The organism is Emticicia sp. MM (genome assembly GCF_001649495.1).
In genome coordinates this window covers 18,027-31,561 of record NZ_LXHX01000094.1, presented here as the reverse complement: position 1 = coordinate 31,561, position 13,535 = coordinate 18,027, and the positions used below count along the sequence as shown (strand labels likewise).

Here is a 13,535-nt window from a genome sequence, read left to right as displayed (position 1 = left end):
GAGGGTATTTGCCGTACCCAAGTCAATCGCGATGTCACTCGTGAGGAAGTTAAACAGTCCAGCCATTTTGAGCTTTATGGGTTAATTTTTTTTAAATTGTCCGCAAATTTACAACTATTATTTACAAAATATTTCTAAAAAGTTGAAAAAGTATTGAAAAAGAGAAAAGTATAATGCCTATTAGATTGCTTTGAGTGGTAATACGACGCTTTTTCAATAAAAAACTTGTGTTTTGAGCATATTTACTCATAAAACTAAGGATTTAGCTCGAAAAAAACGTTTTATTGATATAGTTCAAAAAATACTTGCTATCGTAATATTATGCATTTTCTGCTCGCCAAAACCCGCAATAAATAGCGAAACAAAAAAAACTATTATCTTTGCCCCGTAGCAAATTATCTAACCAAAGAACAGAAACATAAATGGGAGTTCGTTCGATACTCAGTAAACCCATAGCAGCTTATGTGGTTGCACAGCAGAAAAAGTGGATGGCTCGCTCGGCAGAAGTACAAGCCGAATGGCGAGAAAAGTTAGTAAACCAAGCTGCTCAAACGGTTTTCGGTCGTGACCATCATTTCAATGATATTCGCTCTTACGATGACTTCAAACAGGCTATTCCTGTTCGTGATTATGAAGACCTAAAACCTTATGTAAACCGTGTGGTTGAGGGCGAAGAAAATATTCTTTGGGCAGGAAAACCGCTTTATTTTGCCAAAACTTCGGGTACAACTTCAGGCACAAAATATATTCCTATCTCAAAGGATTCGATTCATAATCACATCAATTCAGCCCGAAATGCCCTGCTCAATTATATCAACGAAACTGGTAAATCGCAGTTTTTAGATAATAAACTCATTTTTTTATCGGGAAGCCCCGAAATGACCGAAAAAGCGGGCATCAAGACTGGCCGACTTTCAGGCATTTCTACGCACCATGTTCCTGCCTATTTGCAGGCGAATCGCTTACCATCTTACGAAACAAATTGCATAGAAGATTGGGAAACTAAACTTGAAAAAATTATTGATGAAACCATCAATCAACCGATGAGTTTAATTTCGGGGATTCCGCCTTGGGTGCAAATGTATTTCGATAGAATTCAAGCTCGCACTGGAAAAAAGATAAAAGATGTTTTTCCCGAATTTGACTTGTTTGTTTATGGTGGTGTAAATTTCGAGCCGTACCGTGCTAAACTTTTTGAATCCATCGGTAAAAAAGTTGATTCTATCGAATTTTTTCCTGCCTCTGAAGGCTTTTTTGCTTACCAAGATAAGCAAAACAACGAAGGAATGTTGCTATTGCTCGATACGGGTATTTTCTACGAATTTATTCCAGCCGAAGAATATTTCAACGAAAACCCAACTCGTTTGAGCATCGAACAAGTAGAACTTGGCAAAAACTACGCCCTCGTTATCAATAATAATGCTGGCCTTTGGGGCTATTCGATTGGCGATACTGTAAAGTTTGTTTCGCTCGACCCTTATCGTGTGATTGTTTCAGGAAGAATCAAACATTACATTTCGGCTTTCGGCGAACACGTTATTGGTGAAGAAGTAGAAAAAGCAATGAAATACGCTTGTGAACGTCAGCCAGAAGTGGAGATTGTAGAATTTACAGTTGCTCCGATGGTTACGCCCAATGAAGGACTTCCTTACCACGAATGGCTCATTGAGTTTGCCGTTCCACCACGAGATATGGAGCGGTTTAATACTGATTTAGACCAGAAAATGACGAAACTAAATGTCTATTACGATGACCTAATCACGGGTAGCATTCTTCGAAAATTGGTTATTACACCATTGCAAAAAAACGCCTTCATTGACTATATGCGTTCGCAAGGAAAACTTGGCGGACAAAATAAAGTTCCTCGTTTATCAAACGACCGCAAGATTGCTGATGCTCTTCGTAAGTTCTGAATTCTAAGTTCTGAATTCTGAGTTCATGTTAATTGCATACTTTCTCAACTCAGAATTTAGAACTGCACTGGCGGTCCCGTCAGAACTATCAACATTCAGAACTCATAACTCATAATTCAGAACTCATAACTCATATCCTCCACCTATCAAAAACTAAGATGATTTTCTGTATATACATATATTTTTGTATTCAGATATAAAAAACTAAACTATAAGCCGTATATGTTACAATTTTTGAAATACGTTTTCGCTACTATCGTCGGGATTTTTCTATTCACGATTTTGAGTTTTATCATTTTGATTGGAATTGGCAGCTTGATGTCAAGTTCAGACACAAAAACCCAAGTTGAATCAAACTCTGTTCTTAAACTCGACCTTAATCAAGTTATCAGAGAAAACACTGCTGAAGATGACCCATTTACCGAAATCCTATCGGGTGGAAATAGTCCAGGGCAAGTGAGTTTACCACAAATCAAAGAAGCGTTAGCGAATGCTAAAATTGACCCAAATATCAAAGGGATCTACCTAAAAGCCGAAAATCCAATGGCTGGAATGGCAACTTTGAAAGAGGTGAGAGAATATCTTTTAGATTTCAAAAAATCAAAGAAATTTATCTATTCTTATGGCGAAACCATGACCGAAGGTTCAATTTACCTTTGTTCGGTTGCCGATAAAAGTTACCTAAACCCAGCGGGAGGCTTAGATTTTAATGGTTTGAGTGCTGAGTATTCTTTTATGAAAGGCTTGTTTGAGAAAATCGGTGTAAAACCTGAGATTTTCAGAGTAGGAGATTATAAAAGTGCAGTTGAGCCATTCTTCTTGACAAAAATGAGCGATGCTAACCGTGAGCAAACACAATCATTTATTTCTGACATTGCCAACAGCTTTTATGGAGATATTGCCGCTTCTCGCAAGATTCCGATGGAAGAATTGAACAATATTCTGAATAATGCCTTGATTCAAGAACCAACCGATGCCGTAAAATATAAATTGATCACAAATACTGGTTATTGGGATGAATTCGAGACAGCTCTTCGCCACGAATTAGGTTTCAGTGCAGATAAAAAAATCGAATATATTGGTCTAAATAAATATTTGAAAGCCGATAAATTGGTAGAAGAAGGGAGCAACTCGAATAGAATTGCAGTAATTGTAGGCGAAGGAGATATTCTTTCGGGCGAAAGTCAAGATGGAACAATTGGCTCAGAAACAATCGTAAAGGAGCTGCAAAAAGCCCGCAAAGATTCAAAAATTAAAGCAGTAGTTTTACGTATCAATTCGGGTGGCGGAAGTGCAATGGCATCAGATGTAATGTGGAGAGAAGTAGAATTGACTAAAAAAGTAAAACCAGTTATTGCCTCAATGGGAGACTACGCTGCTTCGGGAGGTTATTATATGGCAATGGCTTGCGATACGATTGTAGCTCAACCAACAACCTTGACAGGCTCAATTGGTATTTTCGGCGTATTGTTTAACGTAGAAAAACTAATGAATGAGAAATTGGGCGTTACGTTTGATGGCGTAAATTCTCATAAATATGCTAATTTCCCATCAGCAACTCGTACAATGACCGATGCCGAGAAAAACATGATTCAAAACGGTGTAAATAAAGGCTACGAAAACTTCACAGCCAAAGCCGCCAAAGGTCGACACATGAGTGTTGAGAAATTAAAAACCCTCGCCAGCGGCCGTGTCTGGACAGGAAGCCAAGCAAAAGCCAATGGTCTTGTCGATGTATTGGGTGGCGTAGATGATGCCATCAGAATTGCCGCTAAAAAAGCTAAATTAAAAGATGGAGATTATCGAGTGAAATATTTGCCAATCAAAAAGTCAAGTGTTGAAAGTATTTTAGAGAAATTTGGTAATGACCAAGAAGATGCCAAACTAAAAGCTTATTTGGGCGATTTTGCACCGTATGCCAAACAGTTGAAAAATCTTCAAAGCATGGATAAAATTCAGGCAAGAATGCCTTTTGAGTTGGAGATAAAATAATGCTGGAAAGGCATTCAATTAAAGTCTAAATCAAACTTTATCAACAAAAGGAGAAAGAAATTAGTACCTTTGTACGAAATTCTTTCTCCTTTTTGATTTTCGTAGGACAACTTTTATCGGAGTTGTGTACAACTTATCATCAAGCAAGAATAAGAAATAAAAGATGATATTTTAGTAATATGAAAAATACAAAATTAATAGAAGCAAAATTTGTCACGAGTGCGGCAGATTATCGCAAATGTCCGCCACCCGAAAAGCCAGAATATGCCTTTATTGGTCGTTCAAACGTAGGAAAATCTTCGTTAATAAATATGCTATTGGCGACTAAAAACTTAGCAAAAACTTCACAAACCCCAGGAAAAACGCAGTTAATTAATCATTTTGAAGTAAACAAAAAATGGTACATTGTCGATTTGCCAGGATATGGTTTTGCTAAAGCACCCAAAGGCGAACGTGACAAATGGGGCGAAATGATTGGAAATTATTTGGTCAATCGTGAAAACCTCATGTGTGTTTTTGTATTGATTGATATTCGTCACGAGCCACAAAGAGTTGATTTAGAATTTCTCGACTTTCTGGGCGAAAAAGATGTACCTTTTTATCTAATTTTCACGAAAGCCGATAAAGTGGGAAGTGTAACGGCAGAGCAAAACGTGGAATCTTTCAAGAAAACAATGCTTTTGAGTTGGACGAAAGTTCCACAATATTTTATCACTTCGGCCGAGCGACGAACAGGCCGTGAGGAATTATTGAAAGCAATCGAAGAGTTGAATCTGTCTTTTACGAAATAATTTGTACTTTTGCAGCGTTATAAAAATCGCAAAAAGAAATTAAGAAAAACACCGTTGACTGTCGACTATTGACAGTAGACTAAACAAAAACAATATATTTTTCAAATGGAATTATTAAGAGACATTGCCCACATTTCTGGAAAAAGTGGTTTGTATAGAATTTTGAAGCCAGGGCGTGGTGGCGTAATCGTTGAAACACTTGACGAGAAAAAACAAAAAGAAATGGTAAGTTCAAATGCCCGTGTATCGGTTTTGAAAGACATTTCGATTTATACAGAAGACCCAAACAAATCAACTCCGCTTGGAGATATTTTCTTGAAAACTCGTGAACTTCACGGCGAAAAAGTAGAATTTGATTTCAAAACAGCATCAAATAACCAAGTTTTTGATTTATTTGCAACTGTTATGCCTGATTTTGACCGTGAGCGTGTTTACGCTTCAGACATCAAGAAAATCGTAAGTTGGTATAACATTCTTTCGGCAACAATGCCTGAGCTTTTCGTTCCTGCCCCAGTTGAAGAAGCTGCCGCTGAAGAAGCAAAAGCATAATCTTGAAATAAGATATTTTAGAAAGCCCATCGGAAATGATGGGCTTTCTTATGTTTTATAACTTCCCAATTTAGGCGACTAAAATCGCCAGCTAAGGGAACAAAGGATGATGTAAAAGTATTTATTTGACGAATTGATTCGTCAAATAATGAAGGCAAATATTCCGTGCGATGGTCGCCTTTGTTCCTTTAGACAGCGATTTTAATCGCTGATTATTTCAACACAACCGTCTTCCCAGTTTTTGAAGACTTCACGGCGGCATCTAAGATTTCCATAGCCACCATATTGATTTTCAGCGACCCCAAATCATTTTCTGATTTTACTTTACCACGAGCCACAGCTGCAAAATAACTAAACGCATCATTCATGGGGCTTTCGAGTGGTTTTACTACAATTTTCTCTTCTGGCAAAGCATTTCTATCGCCTTTTCTGACCGTCATTTGAGCAGATTTATCGGCAAAAATATAGCCTATTTTTCCATAAACTTCAATATCTTTTCTATCAAAAGGCCAGTTCCACGAGCCTTGAAAAATACCTTGTGCTTTTGGGTATGTCACCACGATAGTTGCTTCATCATCAACGTTTGGATAAGTTTCGGGTTTAATTGTCTGCGTAATTGCTGTTACCGAAATTGGTCTTTCGCCTTTCATCAGCCACGCCATAATATCAGCCCCATAGCAACCAAAATCAATGATTGCACCACCGCCATTTTTCACGGGATCGGTTAGCCAACTCAAAAACTCTTTGCTCACACCAATCTCTTTAGGGCCACGATGGCCGTCGTGAATCACTACTTTTCGAATATCGCCAATGGCATTTTCAGCATGAATCATTTCGTAGGCTTGATGATTGCTGGCGTACCATGTGGTTTCGTAGTTTGTCAAGAGTTGAATATTGTGTTTTTTTGCTAAAGCTGCCATTTGTGTAGCATGAGAAAAATTCACAGCCAAAGGCTTTTCAACCATGACGTGAATACCTTTCACGGCACACTTTTGCACAGTTTCGAGATGCTCGATGATGCTTCTGAAATCACAAACGGCTTCAGGTTTGGCTTTTTCGAGCATTTCGTCGAGGCTGGCGTACCACAGACTTTCGGGGAGATTATATTTTTTCAATAATCTTAGAGCCAATTCTTTATTTGGCTCGGCAAAACCAATAATTTCGACACCTGCACGAGTTGGATTATTTAGTATCTGATAAACGTGGTCGTGTGTCATGCCTGCAATGCCCATTCTGACGGGTTTTTCTTGGGCGAATACAAAATTCAGGCTTAGAACTAAGCCCCAAAAGAGAAGTTTTTTCATGTTAGATAGAAGGTTGAATCAACCAAATTTAGCCAAAAACCATTATTAAGACTATTTTTTCAGAAAAGTTTTCATCAGAAAACCTATTTTTGCGTTATAGTTTCAAATAAACAAAAGCTATTGACTGTTGTCAGTGGACTATCGACTAAAAAATGTCAATAAAAATCCAAAATCTAAGCAAAGTGTATGGCACTCAGCGTGCCGTTGATGATATATCTTTTGAAGTTGCCAAAGGCGAGATTGTCGGTTTTCTTGGCCCCAATGGTGCTGGAAAATCAACAACTATGAAAATCTTGACGGGCTATTTACCAGCCACCGATGGCTCGGCCGAAGTAAATGGTTTTGATGTGAAAACTTCGCCAATGCAAGTTAAAAGTAGCATTGGATATTTGCCCGAGCATAATCCTTTGTACTTGGATATGTACGTGCGTGAGTTTCTCGAATTTGCGGGTTCGCTTTATGGTTTAAAAGGTAAGTCTTTGCAGATAAAAGTAGCCGAAACCATCGAAATGGTAGGTTTAGGCTTAGAAAAACATAAGAAAATTGGTCAATTATCGAAAGGATACCGCCAACGTGTGGGACTTGCCCAAGCCTTGATTCATAACCCTGATGTATTGATTTTGGATGAACCAACTACGGGTCTTGACCCAAATCAGTTAGTCGAAATTAGAGATTTGATAAAATCGGTTGGTAGAAATAAAACCGTTATTTTAAGTACGCACATCATGCAGGAAGTAGAAGCTATCTGCGACCGTATTGTGATTATTAATCGAGGAAAAATCGTGGCAAATGGCACACTTTCCGAACTCAAACAAGGCGGAAAAGGTATTGAAGATGTTTTCCGTGAATTAACAGCGTAGAAGCGAATGACGAATATGTAAATCATAAAATATAGTTCCTAAAAACTAAATCCTGTAATCTTACAAATCTTATAATCCTGTCGAATGCTCGAAATTTGTAGTTTTTCCTTAGAATCTTGCCTGACTGCTCAAAAAGCAGGTGCTGGTCGTGTTGAATTATGTGGTGGAATGTTTGAAGGTGGCACAACTCCTTCGGCTGGTTTGATAAGTTTGGCTCGTCAAAATCTGACTATCAAATTATACGTCATGATTCGCCCTCGTGGTGGAGAATTTTGTTATTCTGATAGCGAATTTGAGGTAATGAAAGCCGATATTCTGACCGCCAAAAATCTGGGTGCTGATGGTGTAGTTTTTGGAATTTTAAACCCCGATGGAAGCGTTGATAAAAAACGCACTACCGAACTCGTAGATTTAGCCGCCCCGCTCAAAGTAACGTTTCACCGAGCCTTCGATGTAGCCAACGACCCCATTCAAGCTTTAGAAGATATTATTGAATGCGGTTGCGAGCGAATTCTGACTTCTGGACAGAAAAACACGGCTATTGAAGGAATTGATTTATTAAAAACGCTGGTAGAAAAATCTCAAAATCGTATCGAGATAATGGCTGGAAGCGGCGTTTCGGCTCAAAATGCACAGCAATTCTTGAATATTGGCGTGCATGCACTACACATGACAGGCAAGGGGATTCAAGAAAGCAAAATGGTTTTCCGCAAACCCGATGTAAGCATGGCAAGTGCTGCACTCACCAATGAATATGAGATTTACGAAGCCGATTTTGATAAATGCAAAGCGGTGGTTGAAATCCTAAAAAAATAGGCATACGCCAAAAACGTATGCCCACTTTATAACCTTTGTAACATTTTACTATCGACCGTCGTCTGGGCGGCATTCCGCTGCGGACTATCGACTATTTATTTCTTCTCAGCCAATTCGGCAATTTTTTGGTGAATCATCACTTGGTTCGACATGATTTTCGAGAAACCTCTTACATCATCGCCACTCCAAGCATTGTTCATTTCGCCGTAACTACCAAATACTGGCGACATCAAATCGTAGTCAGATTTGATACCCAGTAATTGGAAATTATAAGGAGCTAAATGTACACGCACTTCGCCAGTTACGTGCGACTGCATGCTTTCTAAGAATTTCTCAATATCACGCATCAAAGGTTCTAAAAATTGCCCTTCATGAAGCATCATTCCGTACCATTCGGCCAAGTTTTGTTTCCAATATTGTTGCCATTTCGATAAAACGTGTTTCTCTAATAAATGGTGAGCTTTGATTATAATTAGCGGAGCGGCTGCTTCAAAACCTACACGGCCTTTGATACCGATGATTGTATCGCCCACGTGAATATCACGCCCAATGCCATAAGGAGAAGCTAAATCTGATAATTTACGAATGGCATCAACAGGATTTTCAAAACTTTCACCCGCTACGCCCTTCAACTCTCCGTTCACAAATTGTAGAGCGATTTCTTCTGTACCAGTTTTGCTTACTTGCGTTGGGAAGGCACTTTCTGGTAAAAATTCATACGAATTCAATGTTTCACGACCACCAACCGAAGTTCCCCACAAACCTTTATTAATAGAGTAAGCGGCTTTGTGCCACTCACGCACCACGCCTTTCGATTTCAAGAATTCAATTTCAGCCTCACGAGATAATTTCAAATCTCTGATTGGCGTAATTACTTGGGCATTTGGCAATACGATTCTGAAAACCATATCGAAACGCACTTGGTCATTTCCTGCACCCGTACTTCCGTGAGCTACTGCTTCTGCTCCGATTTGCTTGGCATACTCGGCAACCGCAACCGCCTGAAACATACGCTCGGCACTCACCGAAAGTGGATAAGTATTATTTTTTAGGATATTTCCATAAATCAAATAGCGAATACATTTCTGATAATATTCATCTACCATGCGAGCCGTATAGTGGTTTTTTACTCCCAGCTCGTAGGCTTTGGTTTCGATATCCTTCATTTCTGCTTCCGTAAATCCACCTGTATCAACCAGTACCGAGTGAACTTCATGACCTAATTCTTCGGTCAAATATTTTACACAAAAAGAGGTATCCAAACCTCCACTGTATGCCAAAACAACTTTCATAAGCCCAAACCCGCCCCAAAATGAGCGTATTTTTTTAGAGTTCAACAAAATTTCACGCAAAAATAGGACTTATTAAGGTAAAATCTTGAGTTTTGTTTAAAATTATTGCACTTTTCAAATAAAACTAATTTTGAGTGATTGAGTAATAGAATGAGTGAATGTTTTGTTTTTCAGTAACATTTATTCTATCATTCATTCATACACTCATTCAAAATTATCGTGGAACAGTAAAATACATAAACGTACCAATGCAAGAAAATACGATATTGGGCAGCCAAACGGCTAAAATTGGTGGCATATTGCCTGATTCGGCAATGCCTTTCGACATAATGAAGAATAAAATATAAACAAATGCCAAAACAAAACCGATGGCAATCTGAAAGCCAACCCCACCACGAGATTTTCGAGCCGATACAATCAAACCCATCAACGACAAAATAATTACGGCAAAAGGTGTCACGATACGTTGATAAAGTTCAATCTGAAAAGATTCAATCCCTTCAGCTCCTCGACTTTTAATTAAATCAATCCGTTTGCGTAATTCGGGAATTGTGAAAGTTTCGTAAACGTTACGGTCGCTTTCAAAATCACTCGGTGAAAGGTTAATAACAGTATCCTTTGTGGCCGTATTATAGATAAGCTTATCTTTCATGATGCCCAACGTACGAATCTTATAGTCAGAAATTTTCCAGCGTTTGGTGCTATCATTCCATTCTATTCTTTTGGCCGAAAGCTTCTCAATTAGCTTATTATCTACGATTTTTTCGAGCGTAAAATCATACCCAGTTTTAGTTTCATTATTATAACTCGACATGTAGGCGTAGGTATTCGGAGCAACAGCTGTATGAAAATCTCGGTCGGAGAAGTAAAATTTATCGTTGATGTACGTAGCCTCAAACCCCAGCCTGACTTTATTGGCTTTTGGCAAAATCCAACCAACCATCACAAACGATAAAATTGCTACCATAGAAGAAGCCACAAAATATGGAAGCATTAATCTCGGAAAACTCGTGCCACTACTCAAAATGGCTACAATTTCGGTGTGAGCGGCCATCTGGGCAGTAAAGAAAACCGTTGAGATAAAAATCATCAACGGACTAATGTAATTTGCCCAATATGGGGCAAGATTGGCATAATATGAAAGCAAAATAGCTCGCATCGGAGCATTTTTCTGAATAAAGTCATCGTTTTTTTCCACGAAATCAATCACCATGATGATAAGCACAATGACCAATACCGCAAAAAAGTATGTTTTCAGAAAACGTTTGATTAAATATTTATCGAGAATATTCATAACACCCCCCCGCCCCTAAAGGGGAGCTAAGGTTTTTGATTTTAGATTTTACGCAAAGATAATCATTGTAGGTTTGCGAATGGCTTTATTAAGAAGTATTAACAAGAATCAATCTATTTTCAGTTTGACGAATACAAGTTTTTCTTGAAAAAGTATAATATTTGTGATTTTTGAAACAAATAAGCATCTTATTGCGTTTTCACAAAAACCAAAAAAATCAACAGTTATGCTAAAAATCACAAAAACATTCTTTTTCAGTGCCTTATTTCTATCTCTCATTAACCTAAACGTTTTTGCCCAAAATGCTGATGCAGTATTAGGTGTTTGGAAAAATGGTGAAGGGACGGGAATGGTACAAATTTATAAAAAAGGAGATAAGTATTTCGGTAAATTAGTTTGGCTCAAAGTTCCAAACGACCCTGACGGTAAGCCACGAACCGACATCAATAACCCAGATGAAAAATTGCACAGTCGCCCATTGAAAGGCTTGGAAAACTTGAGAGATTTCGCTTTTAAAGGAGAAAATAAATGGGAAGATGGTAATATCTACGACCCTAAAACTGGCAATGATTATTCGTGCGAAATGAAATTGGTTGATGAAAATACACTCGAAGTTAGAGGATATATCGGTGTTTCGCTTTTCGGAAGAACTGATGTTTGGAAACGCCAAGTTAAAAAATAATTCTGTGGAGTGAACCAAACGTCAGCGGCCGACGCTCGGTCGTATTTTATTCGCCTAAATACAAAAAGCTGTGTTGGTATCAAACTCGAAACCAACACAGTTTTTTACTCTTACGGACTAACCAAATTTATGCTAACATTAAAGTAAAGCGGATTTCCAAGCGAATTTACAATCAAAGATTTTTCGTTTTTAACTGGATTTTGGGTCGAGAAACCATCAAAACGCCAATTATATCGCCAGCCAGCCTGAGCCGAAAGCCAAACGAAGCCCGCCAATTTCTTCTCGAAAGTAATTCTTGGTTTCATTTCTCCACGACGCAAATATACATCCTGCCCAGTATTAGCCACAAAGAAAGTATTACCCTCGATTTCATAACCCAACAACAAATACGAACTCGGACTAAAATTACGACGAACATTAAATTTAGCAGGAAGAATTGTCTCGATACCCCATTTCTGATTAAACGTACGGTTGAGTAAAATCACAGGAATGTGCAATAGCTGCCCTGCACGATAAGTTCGAGTAACACCTACACCCCACATGAGATTGTCGTTTTTCTTCCAACCGTAAATTGCAGTTCCGCTGTAAGTCATTCCTTTGGCGTCTAAATCGATCAAATTCCTGTAATTTCCATTGAGATCAGCATTTGCCTGAATAATCATAAAATGCTTATTATCAAATGGTTTGAATACAGTTGCATTGATTCCTGTACTATTCAAAGCTCTGATACCACCATAGAAATTTGAATTTTCTGGTTTTTCAAGTTTGGCCGATGTATTCCAAAAGTTGAATCCTAAATTCAATATAAAATTTGACCTCGAAATTACTGGTGTGTTCAACCCGAGCCTAATACCTCCAAATGAATTGACATGAGTACTTGCAATGGAAGTTTTAGCCGCATTTTCCGAAGTCAAATGAAATGGCAATTGTGCCTCATAACCAATAGATATGAGTTTAGTAGGCGATAAATAACTCACTTTCTGCGTACAAAAAGTGCGGATATCTTTATTATCAGCATCTCCGAAATCGTCAAAATTTATTTCTTCGGTACTTGTTTTAGTGGTATCTGTTTGGGCAAAAGCCAAGCCATTCAAAAATAATATGGCCCACAAAATGCAGTATTTTTTCATAAAAAATGTTTTAGTGTTTGATGAAAACAGGCAATAGATATAATTATTTTGTTAGAATATATAACAATTCACATCAAAGCTTTGTTTCAAATATCCACACTACAATATACGAAAGGCTTAGTAAAGTGACTACTCTTCGACACTTACCAAAAGATTTTTAGCTACTTCATTACTCACAAAAATGGTAGTTTTACCATCGAGTAAGATACTGTACGATTTATCAAAATCGCTAATTTCCAGCACTTTAAGCCCGCACCCGAGCGTAATCTGTTGTTTATCAAGGTGTTGCAGAAAAGCAGGTGAATGCACAGAAACCCCCATCATCACTACCGATTGATTGAGCGGAATTTCTGAAAGTTTCAGATAACTCACCGAAGGCATTTTGCCCTTTGCATCAGGAATTGGATCTCCATGGGGGTCAAATTTTGGATTTTCCAAGAAATCATCTAAACGTTTGGTCAATTCTTTCGAGTCAATATGTTCGAGTTGCTCAGCAATATCATGAATTTCGTCCCAGCCAAAACCCAGTTTTTCTACCAAAAAAACTTCCCACAGACGATGTTTTCTAATCACACCCAAGGCAATTTGCTCGCCTGCTTCGGTGAGCGTAACACCCTGATACTTACGATAATTGATATAATTTTTCTCGGCCAGTTTGCGTAGCATATCCGACACCGAAGCCGCTTTGGTCTGCGTGTGTTCAGCCAACTGATTGGTACTCACCTCATTACCGTTGTATCGTTCGGTAAGTAAATAGATGATTTTTAAATAATTTTCTTCGGTAAAAGAGATAAGTTGATTGTCCACAGTCGATAGACGAAAGTTAAAAAAAATAGCCATAAGCTAAAAGCCAATAGCCAACCACTAAACAAAAGTACATTTTTAGCCTAATCAAACAAAATTTTAGACTAA

Annotated in this window: 12 protein-coding genes; 7 read left to right on the top strand and 5 right to left on the bottom strand. The window is 38.2% G+C overall.

All coding sequences use genetic code 11. The features are described 5' to 3' along the window. The first annotated feature begins 422 nt into the window (after window positions 1-422). The 4 genes from A6M55_RS11415 to A6M55_RS11400 all read left to right on the top strand — a co-directional run bounded on the left by A6M55_RS11415 (window position 423) and on the right by A6M55_RS11400 (window position 5,245). On the top strand, window positions 423-1,913 hold the full coding sequence (locus A6M55_RS11415; RefSeq protein WP_064197713.1) for a GH3 auxin-responsive promoter family protein: 1,491 nt from the start codon (window positions 423-425) through the stop codon (window positions 1,911-1,913). 222 nt (window positions 1,914-2,135) lie between these two features. Then, window positions 2,136-3,905, top strand: a complete 1,770-nt coding sequence (sppA, locus tag A6M55_RS11410) for a signal peptide peptidase SppA (protein WP_064197712.1) — start codon at window positions 2,136-2,138, stop codon at window positions 3,903-3,905. Between the two features lie 179 nt (window positions 3,906-4,084). Continuing rightward, on the top strand, window positions 4,085-4,696 hold the full coding sequence (gene yihA, locus A6M55_RS11405) for a ribosome biogenesis GTP-binding protein YihA/YsxC (protein WP_064197711.1): 612 nt from the start codon (window positions 4,085-4,087) through the stop codon (window positions 4,694-4,696). A gap of 105 nt (window positions 4,697-4,801) precedes the next feature. Then, window positions 4,802-5,245, top strand: a complete 444-nt coding sequence (locus A6M55_RS11400; protein ID WP_064197710.1) for a DUF5606 domain-containing protein — start codon at window positions 4,802-4,804, stop codon at window positions 5,243-5,245. Between the two features lie 212 nt (window positions 5,246-5,457). On the opposite strand, the gene A6M55_RS11395 is transcribed toward A6M55_RS11400, so the two are convergent. Further along, window positions 5,458-6,549: a Gfo/Idh/MocA family protein gene (locus tag A6M55_RS11395; RefSeq protein ID WP_064197709.1), complete on the bottom strand. Its 1,092-nt coding sequence runs from the start codon at window positions 6,547-6,549 to the stop codon at window positions 5,458-5,460. 152 nt (window positions 6,550-6,701) lie between these two features. Here A6M55_RS11395 and A6M55_RS11390 point away from each other — a divergent pair, with 152 nt between their 5' ends. After that, window positions 6,702-7,409 carry an ATP-binding cassette domain-containing protein gene (locus A6M55_RS11390; protein ID WP_064197708.1) on the top strand — a complete coding sequence of 236 codons (708 nt, stop codon included), beginning with the start codon at window positions 6,702-6,704 and terminating at the stop codon, window positions 7,407-7,409. A gap of 84 nt (window positions 7,410-7,493) precedes the next feature. Beyond that, on the top strand, window positions 7,494-8,225 hold the full coding sequence (locus tag A6M55_RS11385) for a copper homeostasis protein CutC (protein WP_064197707.1): 732 nt from the start codon (window positions 7,494-7,496) through the stop codon (window positions 8,223-8,225). Between the two features lie 95 nt (window positions 8,226-8,320). Here the strand turns inward: A6M55_RS11385 and A6M55_RS11380 are convergent, their stop codons facing one another. Further along, a complete protein-coding gene (locus A6M55_RS11380; protein ID WP_064197718.1) occupies window positions 8,321-9,517 on the bottom strand; it encodes an argininosuccinate synthase in 1,197 nt (398 codons plus the stop codon). A 214-nt stretch (window positions 9,518-9,731) separates the two neighbouring features. Further along, window positions 9,732-10,811, bottom strand: coding sequence for an LptF/LptG family permease (locus A6M55_RS11375; RefSeq protein WP_064197706.1), 1,080 nt, complete (start codon window positions 10,809-10,811; stop codon window positions 9,732-9,734). Between the two features lie 226 nt (window positions 10,812-11,037). On the opposite strand from A6M55_RS11375, the gene A6M55_RS11370 reads away from it, so the two are divergent. Further along, window positions 11,038-11,493 carry a DUF2147 domain-containing protein gene (locus tag A6M55_RS11370; protein WP_064197717.1) on the top strand — a complete coding sequence of 152 codons (456 nt, stop codon included), beginning with the start codon at window positions 11,038-11,040 and terminating at the stop codon, window positions 11,491-11,493. Between the two features lie 110 nt (window positions 11,494-11,603). Here A6M55_RS11370 and A6M55_RS11365 read toward each other — a convergent pair whose 3' ends face one another. Together A6M55_RS11365 and A6M55_RS11360 are read right to left on the bottom strand one after the other, a co-directional pair. Beyond that, a complete protein-coding gene (locus tag A6M55_RS11365) occupies window positions 11,604-12,623 on the bottom strand; it encodes a DUF6268 family outer membrane beta-barrel protein (protein WP_064197705.1) in 1,020 nt (339 codons plus the stop codon). Window positions 12,624-12,752: 129 nt separating this feature from the next. Next, the gene (locus A6M55_RS11360) at window positions 12,753-13,463 is read right to left on the bottom strand and encodes a metal-dependent transcriptional regulator (RefSeq protein ID WP_064197704.1); all 711 of its coding nucleotides are present in this window, start codon (window positions 13,461-13,463) and stop codon (window positions 12,753-12,755) included. Between the last annotated feature and the right edge of the window lie 72 nt (window positions 13,464-13,535).

Bases quoted from the DNA above. Each gene is read 5' to 3' on its own strand.
- A6M55_RS11395 (WP_064197709.1), bottom strand. From the start codon at position 6,549: ATGAAAAAACTTCTCTTTTGGGGCTTAGTTCTAAGCCTGAATTTTGTA.
- A6M55_RS11400 (WP_064197710.1), top strand. From the start codon at position 4,802: ATGGAATTATTAAGAGACATTGCCCACATTTCTGGAAAAAGTGGTTTG.
- sppA (WP_064197712.1), top strand. From the start codon at position 2,136: ATGTTACAATTTTTGAAATACGTTTTCGCTACTATCGTCGGGATTTTT.
- A6M55_RS11375 (WP_064197706.1), bottom strand. From the start codon at position 10,811: ATGAATATTCTCGATAAATATTTAATCAAACGTTTTCTGAAAACATAC.
- A6M55_RS11385 (WP_064197707.1), top strand. From the start codon at position 7,494: ATGCTCGAAATTTGTAGTTTTTCCTTAGAATCTTGCCTGACTGCTCAA.
- A6M55_RS11380 (WP_064197718.1), bottom strand. From the start codon at position 9,517: ATGAAAGTTGTTTTGGCATACAGTGGAGGTTTGGATACCTCTTTTTGT.
- A6M55_RS11390 (WP_064197708.1), top strand. From the start codon at position 6,702: ATGTCAATAAAAATCCAAAATCTAAGCAAAGTGTATGGCACTCAGCGT.
- yihA (WP_064197711.1), top strand. From the start codon at position 4,085: ATGAAAAATACAAAATTAATAGAAGCAAAATTTGTCACGAGTGCGGCA.
- A6M55_RS11360 (WP_064197704.1), bottom strand. From the start codon at position 13,463: ATGGCTATTTTTTTTAACTTTCGTCTATCGACTGTGGACAATCAACTT.
- A6M55_RS11370 (WP_064197717.1), top strand. From the start codon at position 11,038: ATGCTAAAAATCACAAAAACATTCTTTTTCAGTGCCTTATTTCTATCT.
- A6M55_RS11415 (WP_064197713.1), top strand. From the start codon at position 423: ATGGGAGTTCGTTCGATACTCAGTAAACCCATAGCAGCTTATGTGGTT.
- A6M55_RS11365 (WP_064197705.1), bottom strand. From the start codon at position 12,623: ATGAAAAAATACTGCATTTTGTGGGCCATATTATTTTTGAATGGCTTG.